13 protein-coding genes and 2 tRNA genes are annotated in these 19,743 nt (G+C 67.0%); 5 read left to right on the forward strand and 10 right to left on the reverse strand.

Annotation, left to right across the window (positions count from 1 at the left end; all coding sequences use genetic code 11):
* Nucleotides 1–124: 124 nt before the first annotated feature.
* The 8 genes from E5A74_RS01455 to E5A74_RS01490 all read right to left on the reverse strand — a co-directional run bounded on the left by E5A74_RS01455 (nucleotide 125) and on the right by E5A74_RS01490 (nucleotide 12,100).
* Nucleotides 125–1,183, reverse strand: a complete 1,059-nt coding sequence (locus E5A74_RS01455) for a glycoside hydrolase family 43 protein (RefSeq protein WP_135982127.1) — start codon at nucleotides 1,181–1,183, stop codon at nucleotides 125–127.
* A gap of 135 nt (nucleotides 1,184–1,318) precedes the next feature.
* Nucleotides 1,319–4,327 (reverse strand): TonB-dependent receptor, encoded by a 3,009-nt coding sequence (locus E5A74_RS01460; RefSeq protein WP_135982129.1) that lies wholly within the window; start codon nucleotides 4,325–4,327, stop codon nucleotides 1,319–1,321.
* A 195-nt stretch (nucleotides 4,328–4,522) separates the two neighbouring features.
* Nucleotides 4,523–6,493: a glycoside hydrolase family 2 protein gene (locus E5A74_RS01465; RefSeq protein WP_135982131.1), complete on the reverse strand. Its 1,971-nt coding sequence runs from the start codon at nucleotides 6,491–6,493 to the stop codon at nucleotides 4,523–4,525.
* A gap of 11 nt (nucleotides 6,494–6,504) precedes the next feature.
* Nucleotides 6,505–8,817, reverse strand: a complete 2,313-nt coding sequence (locus tag E5A74_RS01470; RefSeq protein WP_135982133.1) for a GH92 family glycosyl hydrolase — start codon at nucleotides 8,815–8,817, stop codon at nucleotides 6,505–6,507.
* 304 nt (nucleotides 8,818–9,121) lie between these two features.
* Nucleotides 9,122–9,198 (reverse strand) — tRNA-Pro (locus E5A74_RS01475).
* A gap of 49 nt (nucleotides 9,199–9,247) precedes the next feature.
* Nucleotides 9,248–9,323, reverse strand: a tRNA-Ile gene (locus E5A74_RS01480).
* Entirely contained in the window at nucleotides 9,314–10,366 is a 1,053-nt protein-coding gene (locus E5A74_RS01485; RefSeq protein ID WP_135982135.1) for a polysaccharide deacetylase family protein, read from the reverse strand. The genes E5A74_RS01480 and E5A74_RS01485 overlap by 10 nt, the downstream gene beginning before the upstream one ends.
* A 6-nt stretch (nucleotides 10,367–10,372) precedes the next feature.
* The gene (locus E5A74_RS01490) at nucleotides 10,373–12,100 is read right to left on the reverse strand and encodes a sensor histidine kinase (protein ID WP_206365738.1); all 1,728 of its coding nucleotides are present in this window, start codon (nucleotides 12,098–12,100) and stop codon (nucleotides 10,373–10,375) included.
* Between the two features lie 181 nt (nucleotides 12,101–12,281).
* Here E5A74_RS01490 and E5A74_RS01495 point away from each other — a divergent pair, with 181 nt between their 5' ends.
* Complete coding sequence (locus tag E5A74_RS01495) at nucleotides 12,282–12,749, forward strand: Lrp/AsnC family transcriptional regulator (RefSeq protein ID WP_025495035.1); 468 nt, start codon at nucleotides 12,282–12,284, stop codon at nucleotides 12,747–12,749.
* 51 nt (nucleotides 12,750–12,800) lie between these two features.
* Here E5A74_RS01495 and E5A74_RS01500 read toward each other — a convergent pair whose 3' ends face one another.
* A complete protein-coding gene (locus E5A74_RS01500; protein WP_135982137.1) occupies nucleotides 12,801–14,057 on the reverse strand; it encodes a tetratricopeptide repeat protein in 1,257 nt (418 codons plus the stop codon).
* Between the two features lie 195 nt (nucleotides 14,058–14,252).
* Here E5A74_RS01500 and E5A74_RS01505 point away from each other — a divergent pair, with 195 nt between their 5' ends.
* The 3 genes from E5A74_RS01505 to E5A74_RS01515 all read left to right on the forward strand — a co-directional run bounded on the left by E5A74_RS01505 (nucleotide 14,253) and on the right by E5A74_RS01515 (nucleotide 18,216).
* A complete protein-coding gene (locus E5A74_RS01505) occupies nucleotides 14,253–14,855 on the forward strand; it encodes a hypothetical protein (RefSeq protein ID WP_135982139.1) in 603 nt (200 codons plus the stop codon).
* Nucleotides 14,856–14,962: 107 nt separating this feature from the next.
* On the forward strand, nucleotides 14,963–17,713 hold the full coding sequence (gene gyrA, locus E5A74_RS01510) for a DNA gyrase subunit A (RefSeq protein ID WP_135982141.1): 2,751 nt from the start codon (nucleotides 14,963–14,965) through the stop codon (nucleotides 17,711–17,713).
* Nucleotides 17,714–17,868: 155 nt separating this feature from the next.
* Nucleotides 17,869–18,216, forward strand: a complete 348-nt coding sequence (locus tag E5A74_RS01515; protein WP_135982143.1) for a DUF952 domain-containing protein — start codon at nucleotides 17,869–17,871, stop codon at nucleotides 18,214–18,216.
* A 3-nt stretch (nucleotides 18,217–18,219) separates the two neighbouring features.
* On the opposite strand, the gene E5A74_RS01520 is transcribed toward E5A74_RS01515, so the two are convergent.
* Entirely contained in the window at nucleotides 18,220–19,122 is a 903-nt protein-coding gene (locus E5A74_RS01520; RefSeq protein ID WP_135982145.1) for an ankyrin repeat domain-containing protein, read from the reverse strand.
* 151 nt (nucleotides 19,123–19,273) lie between these two features.
* Here E5A74_RS01520 and E5A74_RS01525 point away from each other — a divergent pair, with 151 nt between their 5' ends.
* Complete coding sequence (locus tag E5A74_RS01525) at nucleotides 19,274–19,693, forward strand: hypothetical protein (protein WP_135982147.1); 420 nt, start codon at nucleotides 19,274–19,276, stop codon at nucleotides 19,691–19,693.
* Nucleotides 19,694–19,743: the final 50 nt, after the last annotated feature.

Raw genomic sequence — 19,743 nt, forward strand, 5'->3', positions numbered from 1 at the left:
CAAAGCAGGTCTCCCCCTAAGGTCTTCGATCGGCAGCCAACCCACCCCGGCGAAGGCCGGGGCCCAGTCTCGGGCCGACTTGCAACTGGGCCCCGGCCTTCGCCGGGGTGAATGCATGGTATCGTCATCGCGCCCGCCGGCCGATCGGGTGCGGCGCCACGCCCTCATTGGTCATCACCACCGGCCGGATCGTCCCGTCGGCGTTGAATTCCATCCGGTCGAGCGCGAGCTGGCGGCGCTCGCCGCGGTCCTCGCTCAGCGGGCGCCGGTGATAGGCGATCACCCATTCGTCGGTGCCGGGCAGGTTCACCACCGAATGGTGCCCCGCTCCGCGCGCGATCTTGAAATCCTGCTGGAGGATCTTGCCCATCGGCCTGAACGGTCCGGTCGGGCTCGGCCCCATCGCATAGGCGACGCTATAGTCGGGGCCGGTCCAGCCCCCCTCGGACCACATTAGATAATAGACGCCCTTGCGCTGGATCACGAACGAACCCTCGACATAGCCGGGGGGCGTGATCTCCTTGAACAGCGATCCGTCGGCGTGCGGGACGATGGTCTTGAGATCCTTGCTCAGCTTGACGACGTTGCAGTGCTGCCATCCGCCATAGAAGAGATAGACCTGCCCGTCCTTGTCGCGGAAGGCGAAGGGATCGATCGGCTGCGCGCCATTGCGGAACTGGCCGATCAGCGGCTTGCCGATCGCGTCCCTGAACGGCCCGCCGGGCTTGTCGCTCACCGCGAGGCCGATCCCGCCCAGCTCGCCATCCTTCTGGATGTCGTTGGCGCTGAAGAACATGTAATATTTGCCGTTCGCCGCGATCACCGAGGGCGCCCAGATCGCGAAGGCGGCCCAGGCCGCGTTCTTCACGTCGAAGACATGCTCGTGCTTCGTCCAGTGAACGAGGTCGGGCGACGAAAAGGCATTGAAGAAGGTCTGGATGCCATAGGACGGGCGGACCATCTTCTGCTTGCGCAGTTCCTGCTGCGCCGGCGTGAAGCCGGGAGAGACGTCCGGCACCGCACCATGATCCGAGTAGGTCGGATAGATCCAGTAGCGGTCCCCGAAGGCATGGATCTCGGGGTCGGCATACCAGCCCGGCACGATCGGATTCGGCGCGGGCGCCGATCCCGCCACGAGCAGCGCCGCCGCCGCTGCGAGGCCGGTCCGGATCAAACGCTTCATGTCCTTTGCTCTCCCTGCCCCCATTCTGCCGCGCTTGCCGCTTCGCACCAACCCCACAAAGGTGGAGGTGACCCGGGGATCGGGTCACCTCCTAGGTGCCTTGGGGGGCATTCAGGTACGTGTCGATGCGACGCGTCAGAACTTGTACGAAAGACCCAGATAGGCGCGGCGACCCGAGTAGTAGTTCGAGATGAACCGGTCCTTGGTGTCGTTGCCGAGATGGGCCCGTTGCTCGGACTTGGTCAGGTTGATGACCGAGGCCGTCAACTGCAGGTTGTCGAAGAAGTTGTACGACGCATTCAGATCGACCTGATCGTACGGATCCGAGTAGACGTTGAGACCCGACTGGATCCCGCCGACGACTTCACCCTTGCGGTTGTACGAAGCCCGCAGCAGCAGCTTGGGGGTTTCGTAGAACACCGACGCGTTGATCTGGGTCTTCGCGCTGCCGACGAGCGGCGAGGTGCCGACCTTGGTGCCGTTCAGGCTGACATCGGCGACCGAGGTGTCGTTGTAGGTGAAGTTGACCTGCGCGCCGAGGCCGAAGGGCAGCGTGTGCTGGGCGTAGACTTCGATGCCCTGCGAGCGCGCCTTGGAGCCGTTCGCCTGAGTCGAATATTGCTGCACGGTCACCTGCTGGCCGGCGACTTCGGTCTGGATGTCGAGCACGAGCGGAACGATGAAATCCGACACGTCCTTGCGGAACAAGGTCGCGCCGATCACCGATCCGTGCTGGAAATACCATTCGAGGCCGAGATCGTACTGCCACGCGTTGAACGGCTTCAGGTCGAAGTTGCCGCCGCCGCCGAACCAGCCCGGCAGCGCGCCGAACTGGGCACGGTCGAAGACGAACGCATCCGAGTTGAAGGTAAGCGAACGGGCGCCGGCGAGGTCGCCATAGCCCGGCCGCGCGATCACCTTCGCCGCAGCGGCGCGCACCAGCAGGTTCGGGGTGACGTCCCACGAGATGTTAAAGCTCGGCAGCCAGTCGGTGTACTGCTTGCTCTCGTTGTTCGGGCTGAACACCTTGACCTGACGCGCCGGGGTGCCGGTCGCCGGGTCGCCGTCGCGCGGGATCACCAGACAGTTGCCGTCCGGGCCGACCGGCACGTTCGGATCGAACGCGCCACCCGGGCCATTGAAGCAATAGTCGTTCTCGTAGGTGATGACGTCGGTCGAGACGCCCGACTGCTTGGTGTTGGCGACGCGCAGGCCGATATTGCCGCGCACCGGACCGCTCTTGAAGTTGAGCTGGGCATAGCCGGCCCAGATCTTCTCGCGGATGTCGTACTGGTTCTCCGGCTCGGGAACGCGGACCGGACCGTTATAGGTCGCGTTCAGGTAGTTGAGATAGTTGTTCATGTCGAACGCCGGGAACACCGTGGTGGTGAAACCGCCGGCGATGTTGTCGATCGGCTTGCTCAGGAAGAAGTCCGGCTGGGTGACGGCCGCGCCGGCGGTATCCTGATAGCGCCGGGTGTTGGCCGCGTCCGAATACCATTCGTACCGGCCGGTCTCGCGGTGGACCCGCGCGTCGCGCCACTTGCCGCCGATCTGGATCGAGTCGATGAAGCTGTCGAACTTCCGCGTCAGATCGATCTGGGCATATTTCTGCTCGATCGAGCTGTTGCTGAAGCCCGAGCCGGTCGAGCCGAGATCGACCTGCGAGATGCCGCTCGTCAGATTCTGCTGCAGCTCGGGCGAGAACGCCATGTCAACCGACTGGCCGTTGAAGGTCCACTGGCTGAGCAGGTTGCCGTTGACGTTGCCCGCGGCGCCCGCACCGGTGACCTTGCGCGGCTTGGCTTGCACGAAGAACTGGAATTCGGGACCACCCGAGGCCTTGGTCTTGCCGCCGGCGAAGCTGACGTTGAGACGGCCGAGATTCCAGTCGCCATGCAGGTCGAAAGTGTTCGACACGCTGCGCTGGCGATCGAAATAGCTCTGCATCGCAGGCGTTTCCATCGTGCACGGATTGGCGTTGGCACGGCAGGCAGTGCCTTCCGCCGGCACCTGGAAGGTCGCCGACTGGAGGATGGTGCCGCTCGAATCGAAGGCGGCGTTGGTCAGGAAGTTGCCATAGCCCCATTCGGGGATCTTGAGCACGTTGTTGACCTGGTTGCCCTTGAGCTGGAACCGGAAATAATTCGCGGTGAGCTCGAAATTGTCGAAAGGCTTCACCTGCACGGTCGCCTGGATGCCGAGGCGCTTGCGCTTCTCGATCAGGACGGACTCGTCGACCGACTGCGGCGCCCAATAGCCGTTATAGTGCGTCCCACCCTGGGTGGTGACGCCGCCGCCCCAATAGGAGATCGCGTCGTCATTGGCGTAGGTATTGCCGTTGACGTCGGTCGCCGGAGTCGCGGTCGAATCGTCGGCCCACCAGTGCCAACTCTCGGTGTTCGCGCCGAGCGTGCGGTTGGTGCGCACCTGATAGGTCGCGCCGAGAAGCACGCCGAAGGTCTTGTCCTCATTGTGCCACGAGAGCAGGCCCGAAAGCTGCGGCTCGACCTTCTTGGTCACGTCCGAATAGGTGCCTTCGGCCGTGAAGCTACCCGAAAAGGGCTTCAGGTCGAAAGGCTTCCGAGTGTGGTTGATGATGACGCCACCGACGCCGCCTTCATCGAGCCGCGCCTCGGACGACTTGAACACCTCGACGCTGCCGATCAGGTTCGCCGGCAGCAGCAGATAGTCGAAGGAGCGCGAGGGATCGCCGCCCGTGGAGGCAATGAAGTTGCCGTTGAGCTCGGTCAGCGTCAGATCCGAGGAAAGGCCGCGGATGCTGACCCGGCTGCCTTCGCCGCCGTCGCGATCGATGATCACGCCCGGCACGCGCTGGAGCGCGTCGGCGACGTTCTTGTCGGGGAACTTGCCGACGTCCTCGGCGGTGATCACGTCGATGAACGCGTTGGCCTCGCGCTTCTGCGACAAGCTCTGTTCGATCGACTGGCGATATCCGGTGACGACGACGTCCTGCGTTTCGTCCTGCGCCGCAGCGTCCGCCGCGGGGGCTTCCTGCGCGGCCGTGCCCTCGGTCTGGGCGTGCGCCGTGCCGCACATCGCGACGAGCACGCTCGCCGAGAGCATCAGATCACGCGCCACTCGCTTGCGCGTGGCACTCCGGTCGTTCTGGTGGAAATTCATACCCTCTCTCCTCCCTGCGCCGGGACGTCCTCGCCTCCGGCATGTTGTGGACTCTGCGGACAGCGCCGCGACCAACTCACCGATTCAATCCTGAATATAAAAAGCAATTTGTCAATTGGATCGGGTCAGTTTGTGTTGCCCCCTCGACGACCCGTTGGTCAGGCCGCCGCGAGGGCGCAAAAGTTGCGATTCGACCTAGGGCGCGGAAGCCGCCGCCGCGGCACCTTCGCCACCTTCCCAGAGGGGCTTCGCCATCGCCGCGAACGCTTCGGCCGGGGCTTTGGCGACCGCGCGGTCATAGGTCAGCAGCCCGTTGATCTCGCCCTCGACATCGGTGGTCTGGGTGTAGACCGAGGCGCTGAGGCCATGAACCCTTGCCTGGCGGACCACTTCCTCGAACTTGCGCCGATAGCGCGCGAGATAGTCGTCGGCGTCCTTCGCCACCTGATAGCTCCAGTTGCGCTTGCCGGCGCGCCAGAGATGGCCTTCGATCGGCCGCCCCACCCCGCCATATTCGCCGATCACGATCGCGCGCTCGGCCTGACGGGTCGGCACCTTGGGCACGTCCTCATAGGTGTGGATATCGAAAACATCGGAGTCGCGCGCCGCGACGTCGAGCCAGCCGCTGTCCGAATTGACCAGCCGGCTCGGATCCAGGCCCTTGACGAAGCGCGTCAGCGTCGCGGAATCATACTGGCCCCAGCCCTCGTTGTTGACCACCCACAGCACGATCGACGGAAATGCCCGCAGATCGCCGATCATCTGCGAAAGCTCGGCCTGCTGATCGCTCATCACGTCCGACGAGAGCACTGCCTGGCTCTGGCTGGTGCCAGCGAGGAACTGGTCCTCGCCACCGCCCGACGGCATGTCCTGCCAGATCAGCATGCCCATGCGATCGGCGTCGTAGTAATAGCGCGCCGGCTCGACCTTGATGTGCTTGCGCACCATGTTGAACCCGGCCTTTTTCAGGAACTCGAGATCGTAGCGCATCGCCTCTTCCGAGGGCGGGGTGAGCAGCCCGTCGGGCCACCAGCCCTGATCGAGCGTGCCGTTCTGGAAATAGGGCTTGTTGTTGAGCAGCAACATCGGCTGGCCGGGGACGGTGCCCGGCCCCACCGAGATCTTGCGCATGCCGAAATAGGCTTTGACCGTGTCGTGCGGCGTGCCGGCAATCTGCGCGCCGGCATAGGCCGCGGTCTCGCCGGTGGTGAAGCGCGAATCATAGGCGACGCGGTCGCGCTCGGGCTTGCCGGCATAGGGGTCCTTCACCGTCACCAACTCGGCAGTGAGGTCGTAGAGGAACGGGTCCTCGGGCGACCAGAGATGCGCGTTGGGAATCGCGACGCTGGCGTGGCGATTGGCGCGGACGATCGTCGAGGCGACCGGCTGGCCACCCGAGCGGACGGTCAGTCGCACCGCGTCGGTGTCGCTCGCCCAGGCGCTGAGCGCGACATCGACCTCGACCTTGCCGGTATCGATGTTCGGGGTCGCGCGGACGTCGGCGATGTGGAGCTTCGACACCGGCTCGAGCCAGACGGTCTGCCAGATGCCGCTCGACGCGGTGTACCAGATGCCTTCGGGATCGAGGATCTGCTTGCCGCGCGGCTGGCTGCCGGCGCTGGTCGGATCGGCGACCTGCACGACAATCTCGTTGCTGCCCGGCTTGAGCGCCGAGGTGATGTCGAACCCGAAGCTGTCCGACCCACCCTTGTGCGCGCCGACCACCGCGCCGTTGACCCACACCACCGCCTCGTAATCGACCGCGCCGAAGTTCAATTTGACGTTCTGGCCGGCCCAGTCGGCGGGCACGGTGAACTGGCGACGATACCAGACGCGGTCCTCGGGCAGCACCTTCCGGGCCACACCCGAAAGCCGCGATTCGACCGCGAAGGGCACGAGGATCTTGCCGTCCATCTGGCGCGGCTGCGGCGTGCCGGCCTTGACGATCGCATAGTCCCACAGGCCGTTGAGGTTCAGCCATTTGTCGCGCTGGAGCTGCGGTCGCGGATAGCTGCGCCACGCATTTTCCGGAGTCACCGCCTTGCCCCAGCGCGTGGTGATCGCGCCGGTATAGACCTTGTCGTCGCGCGCCGCCGGCGCCGGCTGCGCCATCGCAGCTGTCGCGGGGAGCAACGCCAGTGCCGAAACCATCGTCAAAAGTCGCATTCTTCTCTCCCTTAGCGCCGCGACATCGAGGGCGGCGCATCGCCCGGCGCGCTGCCCCAGGCCTGATTGGGCTTCGGTCCCATCGTCAGCACCAGCTTCGCGCCGTTGGCGATGTCCGCGTGGCGGAACCACGGCTTGCTCCACGGCCGCCCATTGAGCGTGGCCGACTGGATGTACAGGTTCCTCGCCGAATTGTTCTTCGCGACGATCTCCAGCGTCTTGCCATTGCCCATCTGGAGCACCGAGCGATCGAAGATCGGGCTGGCGAGGACATATTCGTCGCTCGACGGATCGACCGGATAGAAGCCCAGCGCCGCCATCGCATACCAGGACGAGGTCGCGCCCTGATCGTCCATCCCGGCATAGCCATAGCCGGCATCGTCGCTGCCATAGAGATCGGCGAGGATGCGCCGGCTCAGTTCCTGCGTCTTCCACGGCTGGCCGCTCCATACATAGAGGAACGGCGCCTGCTGATCAGGCTGGTTGCCATGGACATACTGGCCGATCATCCCGGTGCAGTCGCGGCAGATCCCGGTCGGATTGTACGGCTTGGTGAAGAATGCATCGAGCTTGGCGTTGAAACCGGCACGGCCGCCGAGCGCATCGATCAGCCCCTGCACGTCGTGCGGCACCAGCCACAAGGTCGACCAGCCCGAGGCCTCCTTCATCATGAAGTTGTAATAGGGCTCGGCCGGATCGAACGGGCTGATCCACTTGCCGTCGGCGGTGCGTCCGCGGACGAAGCCGATCGAGGGATCGAACACGTTGCGCCAATTGCCCGCGCGCTTGCGGAACAGCCGCGCATCGTCGCGCTTGCCCAGCCGCTCGGCGAATTCGGCCATCGCATGGTCATCCCATGCATATTCGAGCGTCTTGGCCGCGCCCGCCTTGCCGCCGGCATAAGGCGGGCTGGGATTGCCCGCGGGGATCTCGTCGGAGACCCAGCCCTGTTTGCTGTATTCGGCGAGGAAATCGCGCGGCCCCTTCGGGTCCATCGCGTTCTTGCGCATATATTCATAGGCCGCGGCGTAATCGAACGGGATGCCGCGGCGCATCGCGCCGAGATAGAGGAACACGGCATTGTCGCCGTGGAACGAGCTGTTCATGAAACCGCGCTCGCGCGCCATGTCGAGCTCGGACTGCATGATGTCGCGCACCGTCTCGGGCTCCATCAGCTCGAGCAGCACGATCTGGTTGCGCCCGGTATCCCAGAAGGGCACCGGCCCGTAACGGTCATAGGCGGCGGTCTGGGTCCTGCCCTTGCCGTCGGTGAAGTCCTCGCCCTTGCGCGCGACGAGCCGCGGGCTGGCGAAGGACTGGAACAGCGTCGAGTAGAACAGCATACGCTGCTTCGGGGTGCCGCCGGTCACCTGCACGCGGTCGAGCAGTTGCGCCCAGGCGGCGCGCGCGCTGGCGTGCACGCCGTCGAAATCCCAGCCCGGGCTTTCGGCGCGCAGCCGCGCCTCGGCGACCTCGTAGCTGGCGCCGTGCGCGATCTTGACCAGCACCGCCTCGTTTTTCGCGGTGGTGAAGTCGAGATAGGTGCCAGCGAAATTGCCTTCGATGCTGCGCGTGCCCGGCTGGACGTCCTTGTCGCCGATGCCATAGCCGCGGGCATTGCCCGGCGCCTTGCGGAAGGTGCCATAGCTTTTGAACGGCTTGGAGAATTCGGCGACGAAATAGCGGCCGTCGCGCGCCTCATTGTCGTTGCGGGTGGCGACGACGCCGCGCACCGTCCGGTCGCCGACGATCTCGACCGTGCCCCCGCGCCCCTGCAGATTGAGGATCACATGCGCGCGCTCGGTCGCGGGAAAAGTGAAGCGCATCAGCGCGGTCGCCTGCGTCGCGGTGAGCTCGACCCTGGTTTTGAAGGTGTCGAGGAACACCGAATAATAGCCCGGCGCCGCTTTCTCGCGCGCCTTGTCGTAATAAGCCTCGGTATAGACCGGCGGCACCGTCCAGGTGCCGACCACCGGCATCAGCGTCGGCGTGGCGCGCGCGCCATAGGTCGGGCCGCCGCCCCCGGTGAAGCCGATCATCGTCGGGTTGGTGTAGTAATAGGGAGTCGCGACGCCCCACGGATAGCTCAGCTCGACGTTCGAATTGACCGGTGCCGCCTCGACCGCGCTGTGCGGCAACCGCGCGCCGGGCGAGGTCAGTCCCGAATAAAGCGGCTCGCCGGCAGGCGGCGCATTGCCGATCAGCTCGGGACGATCGAGCGGCGCGGTGCCGACCAGCGGATTGGCCTCGTCGACCGGATCGGCGCGATTCTGGGCAGTGACGGGGCCGGCGAGCGCAAGGCTCGCGGCAGCGGTCAACAGCATAGGGACCGAAGTCCGCCGGCGGGTGAGCGACCCGGACAACCGGCCAAGCTCCATTTCAGATCCCTCCTTCGTCTGCGGGGCCGTCTTGTTCCCGCCCCTTCCCCTGCCGCCGCGACGCCCGCGCTTTTCGCGCATCGCATCCGACCCGCCGAAATTCGATTAAATAAATTATTTTGTCAATTGGTTTCGCGTAACGATCTGTCGCATCCGCTCGCGAAAAGCGGGATCGGTTGCGCCCAATCCACAGCGCGGCCACGCACAGCGAGCGGCCAACCACGCGATGAATTGCAGGATGTCGGGAAAATGGTCGGGGAGACAGGATTCGAACCTGCGACATCCTGCTCCCAAAGCAGGCGCGCTACCGGACTGCGCCACTCCCCGACGCCGATGCCGCCTAGGCCTTTGCGCCGACATGCACAAGGGCGGCTGCTGGTGGGCCCGGCAGGACTCGAACCCGCAACCTAGCCGTTATGAGCGGCCAGCTCTAACCATTGAGCTACAGGCCCCCAGCGCCCGCGGCACTAGCGGAGGTTGGGGCGGGGCCGCAAGCGGCGTCGAGGATCTCGGCGAACGCCGCGGGCGCGGCGCCACGCCGGGCGAGCTCGGCAAACACCGCGTCCCACCACCGCCAGAACGCAGCGAGATCGGCGGCATCGCGGACATAGGGCGTGTGCCCGGGCTCGACCGAGGGCGAATGGAAGCCGAAATTGAGCAGCCGCACCCCCTCGCCGACCGCGACCCGCACCGCTTCGAGCGCGTCGGCCAGCGGCATGTCCTCGGGGGTGAGCGCGACCCGCGCGAGCAGCCCGAGCCGCGCCGCGGCGCCGCGCCCGCGCGGCAGCCTGCCCAGCGCGCGATAGAGCCCGGCGCCGGCACCACGCGCCGCGCCGGTGAACACCGTGGTCAGGGGCAGCTCGACGATCGCGCCATCGGGTCCCGCGCGGAAGGCGTGGTTGGGGATCGCGGCAAAATCGGGTCCGCCCTCGCCCGCATAGTCGTAGCGCGAGCGCATCGAGCTGTCCGCGCGGTAGCCGAGCCGCGCGAGGGTCTCGAGCGTGCCCGGGCCGATCCCGTAGCGGCCCGCGCGATAGACCAGCGGCCGTGCGCCGAACGCCGAGACGATCGCGTCGGTCAGCGCGGCGATCTTGGCATGTTCCAGCGCGGACGGAAGATTACCGGCGAAGCTGTTGAAGCCGCTCACTTGCTCGTCGAAGGGCGGGTTCACCCAGGGATGGAGCTGGGTGCCGATCGCCGAGCGTCCGTCGGCAAGCAGCTGGCCCAGCGTATCGATCGCGCGCGGGTCGGTCGCGACCGGGTAATCGACCAGCCAGGTGAGTGGAACGCCGTGCGCGGCGAAGCGGGCATGCGCCGCCGGCATCGCGGCGATATGGCCGGTGCCATGCCCGTCGCGCGACAGCGGCGCGCGCCAGTCGAACTCTTCCTCGGTGTCGACGAACAGCGCGAAGCGGGTGCCGAAGCTCTCGGGCCAGTCGACGAACGAAGCGGGCGCGGGCGGGCGATAGCCCTTGCCGGAATGCCGCTCCCCCACCGTCGGTTAAATCGCCTGGCCCACCTGACTGTTTACGGCGGCGGGGAGCCGCAAAGTCAAGCTCGTCGGCTCGATCGTCAGGCTGCCGCCGAGCTCGCGGGCGAGATTACGCGCGAGGCGCAAGGCGAAGCCGGTGCCGAGCAACGTCGAATCCTCATGCTCGTCGTCGATGCCGAGCACCGAATCGCCGGGATAGTCGGCGAGCGCGCGCGGGCGATCGATCGCCACCGCGACGCGCTGGTCGCTCTCGGTCGCCATATGCACGCCGATCCGCTCGCCCGATCCGCTCGCCGAGACCAACGTGGCCATCAGCCGCGCGAGCAGCCGCTCGACCGCGCGGCGATCGCCGGCGACGATGAGATCCTCGACCGGCAGCGCGATCATCGAGCCGCGCAGCTCCAGCAGCGGCGAGAGATCGTCGGTGATGCCCGCGAGCAAGGGACGCAGCGCCACCCTGCCGGGGATCAGCGCCAGCGCCGCGCTATCGATCCGCGCGGCGAGATCGAGATCGTCGATCGCGCCGAGCAGTTCGCGCGCCTCGCTGCGGATGATGTGCGCGCGCGAGCGGTAGATCTCGGGGACCGGGCCGAGCATCTGCGCCTCGATCATCTCGGCGAAGCCGGCGATCGCATTGGTCGGGGTGCGCAGCTCATGGACCAGCTGGCGCAGCGATTCGGCCGGCGACGCGACCGGCACATGCACCGGCTCGGCGCGCTCGTCGCTGCGCGGCCGGCGAGCGGTGCCGCGATAGCCGGTGAACCGCCCATTGGCGGGATCGAACACCGGAACCGCCGAGATCAGCCAGTCGCCCGCCGCGTCCGAATGGCCCTCCACGCGCATCCGCGCCGTCGAGAAGCCGGCGCGGCGGCGGAACGCGCCCGTGGCGATGCCGTCGACCTGCGATGCCTCGGCTTCGCCCGCGAGATCGAGCGAGAGCCCGATCACCGGCGCGCGGCTCACCCCGTCGACCCAGCGGACGATGCCCTTCTCGTCGGTCTCGAAGCGGAATTCGCCGACCTGCACGGGCGCCGGCGGGGCGACCGGCCCGGTCTCCTCGCGGTTGCGCCAGAAGGCGTCGATCCGCGCGACGACCTCGGCGATCTCGAACGGGCCCTCGTCCTCGACGGGCGCGGGGGGCGCGACAGGCTGCGCGCGTGCGCCCGCGCTGGCCGCGGCCCCTATCCTGTCGCTGTGATCCATGTCCCGGTTCTGCGCGCCGGCGAAGGGTTCCGCAATCGATCCGGTGGAACTATCCACAGCTTCTGCAAACGCCTCGGCGCGAACGTCGGCGTCCGGCACCGACGCATCGTTGGGCAGGACGAAATCGACCGGACCGAAGCTCTCCAGCGCGCGCTGGACCTCCGGGCCGAGGTCGCGGCGGTTGCGCAGGATCGTCCGCGCGGCGGGCGGGAGATCGGGGAGCAGCTGGATCCACTCGGCAGCGGCGAGCCGCGCGCTGCGCAGCACCGGAATCGCGATCGGCAGCTCGTCGAGCGCGAACAGCCGGACCAGCGGCGCCGGCGGATTGGCATATTCGAGCGCGCGGGCGCTGGCGGCGCGGATCGCGCGGGGCACTTCGCCGCGAATCGCGCGCAAGGTCGCCATCGCCCGAGTCGCCGGGGGAACGCGGCGGCGGCCGATCAGATCGACGAGCTGGCGCCACGCCGACTGCACCCCATAGGGAGTGCCCAGATCGGCGGTGAGCACCGTCTCCAGAGTGTCGTCGAAGCGCACGCGCTGCCATCGTCCCCGGGGCGCGGAACTGCGCCTTCAGAATTTCTTAACGGTTTGAAGCCGCTGCTGGATACAGCCCATTTCGGCACGTCGCATTGTGGGACAATTGCGTTGCGTTGTAATTATCTTATAGTCTAGCAACCTCCGCATGCAACGAATCCACAATGAAAGAGACGACTCCATGCGATTCGACGATATCGACGTGCGGATCCTTGGGCTGCTGCAAGATAATGGCCGGATGACCAATGTCGAACTCGCCGAGCGCGTCGGGCTGACCGCCCCGCCCTGCCTGCGCCGGGTCCGCGCGCTCGAGCAGCAGGGGGCGATCAGCGGCTATCACGCCGCGCTCGATCCGGCCGCGCTCGGCTACAACCTCACCGTCTTCGCGATGGTCAGCCTCAAGAGCCAGGCCGAGAGCGATTTGCGCGCTTTCGAGCAGCTGGTGGCGGACATCCCCGAAGTCCGCGAATGCCACATGCTCAACGGCGAGATCGATTTCATCCTGAAGATCGTCGCGCCCGATCTGCAGAGCTTCCAGCAGATCCTTACCACCAAGCTGACCACCGCGCCCAATGTCGAGCATGTGAAGACGTCGCTGACGATCCGCACCTCGAAGGCGCTGCCGGGCGTCCCCGTCCCCGAGATGTGAAAAAGGGCGGCATCGCTGCCGCCCCTCTCCAATTTCCGAATGGCCGGCGGCTCAGGCGAGCGGCGGCGAATCGATCGAGGTCTGCCAGAGCAGCGCCAGATTGGCGTGGGTGCCCTTGACCGCCTGGAACGCGGTGCGCGCCTCGTCCTTGCGGCCGAGCGCCCGCAGCGCGACGCCGCGGTTGAGATTGACCTCGTCGGTGTCGACGCTGCCCTTCTGCAGCGCGAGGTCATAGAGCTCGAGCGCCTTGGCGTAATTGCCCGAGGCGAGGAACGCGTCGGCGGTCTGCTGCGCCGCCTTGCCGTTGGCGCCGGCGCCCGCCTGCTTGGCGAGGCCGTCGAGCGAGCCTTCCGCCTTCACTGCAGTCTGCGAAGCGGCATAGATGCGCTGGGCATCGGCGTCGCCCGCCGGGATCTTGCCGGCCTTGCGACCCTCGTCGATCGCCGCGACCGCTTCCCAGGGAAGGCCCGATTGCTGCGCGGCATAGGCATAATCGGCATAGTCGGCGCGATCGGCGAGCGCGTTGGTCGCGCGCATCAGGCGATAAAGGTTGATCTTCTGCGTCTTGGTGTCGGTCGGCGTGCGATAGACCTGGATCGCCCAGCGCCAGTTCTGCGCAGTCGGATATTCCGCGATGAAGCGCTTGAGCCAATCGGCCATCGCGGCGCGATCGCCGGTGGCGTTCACCCGCGGGATCACGAACTTGTACCAGTCGACCGGCGGCTTGCGGCCGGCCGCCTTGCTGGCCTCGATCGCGCGATTCACTTCGGCGATCGCCTCTCCCGATTTTCCGGTCGCGGCATAGGCGTTGGCGAGCAGCACCGGCAGATCGGGCTGGTTGGTGCCGAGCTGGCGCGCCTTGAGCAGCACCGGAATGGCGTCGGCGGGCTTCTTCTGCGCCACCAGCTGCGAGCCGAGCATGTAGTTGTAGAGACCGCCATAGACGTTGACGCGATCCGCCGGGGTCTTGGGGTTGCTGGCGAGGATGCCGAGCGCCTTGATCTGGCCCGCCTCGTTCTTGCGCTCGAGCTCGATCTGGAGACGAAGGAACGCCGAGTAATATTTCTCGTCGTCATTCGCGGCGACCGCTTCGGCAGCGGTGAGCTGCGCGTCGGCGGTGGCGATATCCTTCAGCTTGAGCGCCGCCTCGGCGGCGGCGGCAGGGGTGCGGAACGCGTCGCTGACCTTCAGCTGCGGCCCGGCAGCCTGATTCTTGTCCGCCTTTTGCGCCAGCGCCGGGGCGGTGCCCAGCGCGGAGGTGCCCAGCGTCAGCGCGGCGGCCAGCGCGAGCTTCGAAACGAACGTCATGTACAACTCTCCTCGTGGGAACGGCATACCGATCGGCGGCTCCTCTAAATGGCCGCCGCGCGCCGTTCAAGCGGACGCATTCACCATGTGCGATGGCAAGCGCGTCCTGAACGACGATTGAACATGTTCGTCGCGTCGCACTGGCGTCCCGATCCAAAACCGGCTTAGGTCGATTTCTGATTTGGGGGAACTTGCATGCTCACCTTGTTCGCACTGATGCTTCAGACCGCCGCGCTCGACACCGATACCGCCAAGGCGGCCAAAACCTGCGCGCAGGCGCTCGTCATCGCCAGCGCTGGCACCGACTCGCCGATGCGGCTGACCTCGCACTTCACCCATCTCGCGATGCACGCGGCGCGCGCCGAAGGCGCCGGCGCGAAGCTCTTCGACCGGCTCAACGCGCTGTCGGACGAGATCTCCAAACAACCGGACCTCTCGCCCGAGAACGCGAAGCTGCTCGCACCGCAATGCGACAAGCGCTTCCCGCTGACGCGCAGCACCGCGCCCGTCCGCCTGCCCGCCGACCCCTTCCGCCGCGACACGCTTTGCTTCGGCACGCTTTCGCTGCTCCAGGGCGCGGCCCAGGAAATCGGCAAGGACGGCGATTCCGCCCCGCTCAACAAGATCGCCGCGGGACTCAAGCCGCTGTCGGACAAGATGACCGACGCCGAGCTCGCGAAGCGCGGACTTGCCGACGACGGCGCGTTCATGAAGGCGCTCAGCGACGTGATGATCGCCTCGATCGACATGGGCAACCCGCTGGGGGTCGCCGCCGCCTGCGGGGTGACGGGGCTCTAGCCGGAGCGTGGCCTTCTCGCGCGCGTGTACGCGCCCGCGCGGGTTGGCAGGTGGTATCGGGCACGCTAGAGCCATCGTAACGTAACAAACTCCGAAAGCGTGATCCTTTGACCGACGAGACCGTCCTCGCCGACCCTTCCGACATTACCCCGATCTCGATCGTCGACGAGATGAAGACCTCGTACCTCGATTACGCGATGAGCGTGATCGTGGCGCGCGCCCTGCCCGACGTTCGCGACGGCCTCAAGCCCGTCCATCGCCGCATTCTCTACGCCGCGCAGGAAGGCGGCTATGTCGCCGGCCGCGCCTACCGCAAGTCGGCGCGTCTCGTCGGCGACGTGATGGGCAAATATCACCCGCACGGCGACAGCTCGATCTACGACGCGATGGCGCGCATGGCCCAGGACTGGGCGATGCGGGTGCCGTTCATCGATGGCCAGGGCAATTTCGGCTCGATGGATCCCGATCCGCCCGCGGCGATGCGTTACACCGAAGCGCGACTCGCCCGAGTCGCCTCGGCGCTGCTCGACGACATCGACAAGGATACGGTCGACTTTCAGGCCAATTATGACGGCTCGGAGAGCGAGCCGACGGTGCTGCCCGCCCGCTTCCCGAATCTGCTGGTCAACGGCGCCGGCGGCATCGCGGTCGGCATGGCGACCAACATCCCGCCGCACAATCTCGGCGAAGTGATCGACGCCTGCCTCGCGTACATGGACAATGGCGCGGTCAGCCTCGAGGAGCTGATGGAGATCGTGCCGGGGCCGGACTTCCCGACCGGCGCGATCATCCTCGGCCGTTCGGGCTGCCGCTCAGCCTATCAGACCGGGCGCGGCTCGATCATGGTGCGCTCGCGCCATGTCTTCGAGCAGCGCGGCGAGCGCCGCTCGATCGTGCTCACCGAGATTCCTTATCAGCAGGGCAAGAACGCGCTGGTCGAGAAGATCGCCGAGGCCGCCAAGGAAAAGCGGATCGACGGCGTCAGCGACATCCGCGACGAATCGTCGCGCGAGGGCGTCCGCATCGTCATCGACCTCAAGCGCGACGCGACTCCCGAGGTCGTGCTCAACCAGCTGTGGCGGAACACCCCGGCCCAGTCGTCCTTCCCGGCCAACATGCTCGCGATCCGCGGCGGCCGTCCCGAGCTGCTCAACCTGCGCGACATCGTCGAGGCGTTCGTGCGCTTCCGCGAGGAAGTCATCACCCGCCGCTCGAAGTTCGAGCTCGCCAAGGCGCGCGACCGGGCGCACGTCTTGCTCGGCCTCGTCATCGCCGTGACCAATCTCGACGAAGTCGTCCGGATCATCCGCGGGTCGTCGAGCCCGGCCGTGGCACGCGACGCGCTGATCCTGCGCGAATGGCCGATCGCCGAGATCGCGCCCTATATCCGCCTCGTCGAGGCGGTCGACACCGAAGTCACCGGCGACAGCTATCGCCTGTCCGAGGTTCAGGTCCGCGCGATCCTCGATCTGCGTCTGCACCGCCTCACCGCGCTCGGCCGCGACGAGATCGGCGACGAGCTCGCCAAGCTCGCCGAGTCGATCGCCGAGCTGCTCGAGATCCTCGGCAACCGGGCGCGCCTCTACGAAGTGATGCGCGAGGAGCTCGTCGCGGTCCGCGACCAATATGCCACGCCGCGCCGCACCGAGATCGCCGCAGCCGCCGACGGGATCGAGGACGAGGACCTGATCGAGCGCGAGGACATGGTCGTCACCGTCACGGTGCAGGGCTATATCAAGCGCACCAGCCTCGACACCTTCCGCGCGCAGAATCGCGGCGGCAAGGGCCGCGCTGGCATGGCGACCAAGGAAGAGGACGCCGTCACCGAGTTGTTCGTCACCTCGACGCACACGCCGGTGCTGTTCTTCTCGACGCTGGGCAAGGTCTATCGGATGAAGGTCTGGCGGCTGCCCGAAGGCGGGCCGGCCACGCGCGGGCGGCCGATGATCAACATCCTGCCGCTGGCGGCGGGCGAGACGATCTCGACCGTGCTGCCGCTCCCCGAGGACGAGAATGAGTGGGGCAAGCTCCACGTCATGTTCGCCACCGCGAAGGGCTCGGCGCGGCGCAACTCGATGGACGCGTTCACCAACGTGCCCTCGAACGGCAAGATCGCGATGAAGTTCGAAGGCGACGACGCCGGCGACCGGCTGATCGGCGTCGCGCTGCTCGAAGAGGGCGACGACGTGCTGCTGGCCACCCGCCAGGGCAAGGCGATCCGCTTCGCCGCCGATGACGTCCGCGAGTTCCAGAGCCGCAACTCAACCGGTGTGCGCGGCATGCGCCTCGCCGAGGGCGACGAGGTCATCTCGCTGTCGATTCTCCACCGCGTCGGCACCACGTCGGAGGAGCGCGAGGCCTATCTCCGCTTCGCCCCGTGGAAGGCCGAGAAGGAAGGCGAGCCCGATCTGTCGGCGGACCGCTTCGAGGATCTCAAGAACCGCGAGCAGTTCATCCTCACCGTCTGCGCCAACGGCTATGGCAAGCTGAGCTCGGCCTATGAGTATCGGCGTACCGGCCGCGGCGGCCAGGGCATCACCAATATCGACAATATCGGCCGCAACGGGCCGGTGGTGGCGAGCTTCCCGGCGAGCAAGGGGCACCAGCTGATGCTGGTCACCGATCAGGCCAAGATGATCCGCATGTCGCTGGGCGATCTGCGCGTGATCGGCCGCGGCTCGGCGGGCGTGCGGCTGTTCAACGTCGCCGACAACGAGCATGTCGTCTCGGCGGCGCGGATCGAGGAGAGCGAGGACGAGGCCGAGATCAATCTCGCCGACGGCCCCGCCGGCGGCGAACCGACCCCGGATGGCACCACCAGCGAGGACCTCGCGCGTGGGCCAGAAGATGGCCAATAAACAATAATCGTCACCCCGGCCTTGTGCCGGGGTCCACCGGGCGGCGAGTGCCGGCCTCGATTGTGTGCTGCACCGCGTGCGGGACGGTGGACCCCGGAACAAGTCCGGGGTGACGGGGTAGTGTTACCGAAGGTGAGACCATTCCGGAGAACCACATGCCCGATTCCACCGCGTACAAGGTGCTCACCGCCGAACAGATGACGGCGCTCGAGCGCGATGGCAGCTTCGCCGGCGCGCCGGTGGATCTGCAGGACGGCTATATCCACCTCTCCACCGCCGCGCAGCTCGAGGAGACGCTCGACAAGCATTTCGCCGGGCAGGACGGGCTATGGCTCGCCGCGGTCGATCTCGAAGCGCTGGGAGATGCGGTGAAGTGGGAGCCCTCGCGCGGTGGGCAGCTGTTCCCGCACATCTATGGCGCGCTGCCGCTCGACGCAGTGATCGCGTATAGCGAGGTCCATCACGAGCCCGATGGCAGCCTGCGACTCCCCGTCACCGGATGAATTTCACCAATAGCGCCCGGTCTTGAGGCACTGCGCCCAATGGCTGTTCGCGCGCATCTTGCACGAGCTGTCCGAGCAGAGCGCGGCATCGGCCTGATATTTCTGCGCGCATTCCTTCTTGCGCGCCTCCGAAGCCGTGCCGGCCGGCCCCGAGCTTGCGACCGGCGCGCTCGCCGCGCCGAGCAATGCCTTCATCTCGGGCGAAGTGGCATAATTGGCCGGGACATTGCCCGAACGGTCGCGCGCGGACCGGCTGGCGCCGTGCGCGAGCAGCAGCTTCGCGGCGTCGACCCGGTTGCGGCTCGCCGCGGTGTGGAGCAGCGTCGCGCCCGTATCGTCCTTGCCATTGGCGTCGACGCAATCGTCGAGCAGCAGCGCCAACTCGTCGGGGTGATTGTACCAGATGTCGTCGCGCGCGCGCAGGATCGGACGCATCGCCGGGGTGCGGCCGTTGTTGACCTTTTCGGCGACCACCGCCGCGCAGCTGCCGTTGCCGGCGCCGGCGCCGGCGGCCGCGCGATCGGCCCCGGGAAGGGCGCCGCGCGAGGCGGTGGCGGGGGCGTGCATCGCCCGCGCGAGCTCGGCCTTCACGGCCACCCCCGACGCCATGTCATAGGCCGTGCGGCCCAGCGCCGATTTGAGGTTGGGATCGGCGCCGCGCGCGAGCAGCGCCTTGACGATCTCGAGATTGCCCGCATCGGCCGCGCGATGGAGCAACGTATAGCCTTCGTCGGTCTGGAAATTGACGTCGAACTGGCCGCTGTCGATCAACCGGAGTGCGTCGGCATTCTTCTTGATGCCGATGTCATAGGCTGCCGTCGTCCATGGATCGGCCTGATAGGCCGCGGCGCCCGCCGCACCCATCGCCATTCCCGCAAGCAGCCCCGCGAGCATGATTTTCCGCATTGTCCCCTCCCCCGATTTGCCGCAAGACTATGCAGCTTCTCGCCTGATGACAATGGCTTAACGTTGCTTCCGGACGGGATCGTCCGGCCATAGGGCGGCTTGGGCAAAATGCCCGCTTGCCCTTGCGCACAGCCTGGGCGAAGGCCGGCGCGTGACAGGATCGGCGAAAATCCGGCGGAACCCGTGGCAGCGCCTCGCGCTGTTGCTGGTCGGCTGCGCGCTGCTCCTGCGCGTCGCGGTGCCCGCCGGCTGGATGCCGCAGATCGGCGCCGGGCACGTCACGCTCTCGTGGTGCGCCGACAGCGGCACTAGCGGCCCCGCTGCGCTCGACGCGGCCAGGGCGCTGCTCGCGAAGGCGATCGGCAAGCCCGCGCCCGAGAAGCACAAGGCCGGTGATCAGCCCTGCGCCTTCGCGGTGGCGGCGCAGCCGCTCGCGCCCGCCGCGCAGCTCGCGCTTCCGCACCCCGTATCGCGCATTGAACCGATCGAGCATGCGCGGCTCGAGACGATACCGGGCCGCGGCCTCGCCGCGCCGCCCCCGCTCGCCACCGGCCCTCCGCACCTCGCCTGACGCTGCCGGCGTGCGTTCGCGCGCCGCGTATCCGTTCTTGTCGAGGAAAT

Origin of the sequence: Sphingomonas naasensis (assembly GCF_004792695.1) — a bacterium.
Taxonomy (GTDB): domain Bacteria; phylum Pseudomonadota; class Alphaproteobacteria; order Sphingomonadales; family Sphingomonadaceae; genus Sphingomonas; species Sphingomonas naasensis.

What these genes read in the sequence shown, in the direction of transcription:
- E5A74_RS01455 (WP_135982127.1), bottom strand. Translation starts at nt 1,183, where the DNA reads ATGAAGCGTTTGATCCGGACCGGCCTCGCAGCGGCGGCGGCGCTGCTC.
- E5A74_RS01460 (WP_135982129.1), bottom strand. Translation starts at nt 4,327, where the DNA reads ATGAATTTCCACCAGAACGACCGGAGTGCCACGCGCAAGCGAGTGGCG.
- E5A74_RS01465 (WP_135982131.1), bottom strand. Translation starts at nt 6,493, where the DNA reads ATGCGACTTTTGACGATGGTTTCGGCACTGGCGTTGCTCCCCGCGACA.
- E5A74_RS01470 (WP_135982133.1), bottom strand. Translation starts at nt 8,817, where the DNA reads ATGCTGTTGACCGCTGCCGCGAGCCTTGCGCTCGCCGGCCCCGTCACT.
- E5A74_RS01495 (WP_025495035.1), top strand. Translation starts at nt 12,282, where the DNA reads ATGCGATTCGACGATATCGACGTGCGGATCCTTGGGCTGCTGCAAGAT.
- E5A74_RS01500 (WP_135982137.1), bottom strand. Translation starts at nt 14,057, where the DNA reads ATGACGTTCGTTTCGAAGCTCGCGCTGGCCGCCGCGCTGACGCTGGGC.
- E5A74_RS01505 (WP_135982139.1), top strand. Translation starts at nt 14,253, where the DNA reads ATGCTCACCTTGTTCGCACTGATGCTTCAGACCGCCGCGCTCGACACC.
- E5A74_RS01515 (WP_135982143.1), top strand. Translation starts at nt 17,869, where the DNA reads ATGCCCGATTCCACCGCGTACAAGGTGCTCACCGCCGAACAGATGACG.
- E5A74_RS01520 (WP_135982145.1), bottom strand. Translation starts at nt 19,122, where the DNA reads ATGCGGAAAATCATGCTCGCGGGGCTGCTTGCGGGAATGGCGATGGGT.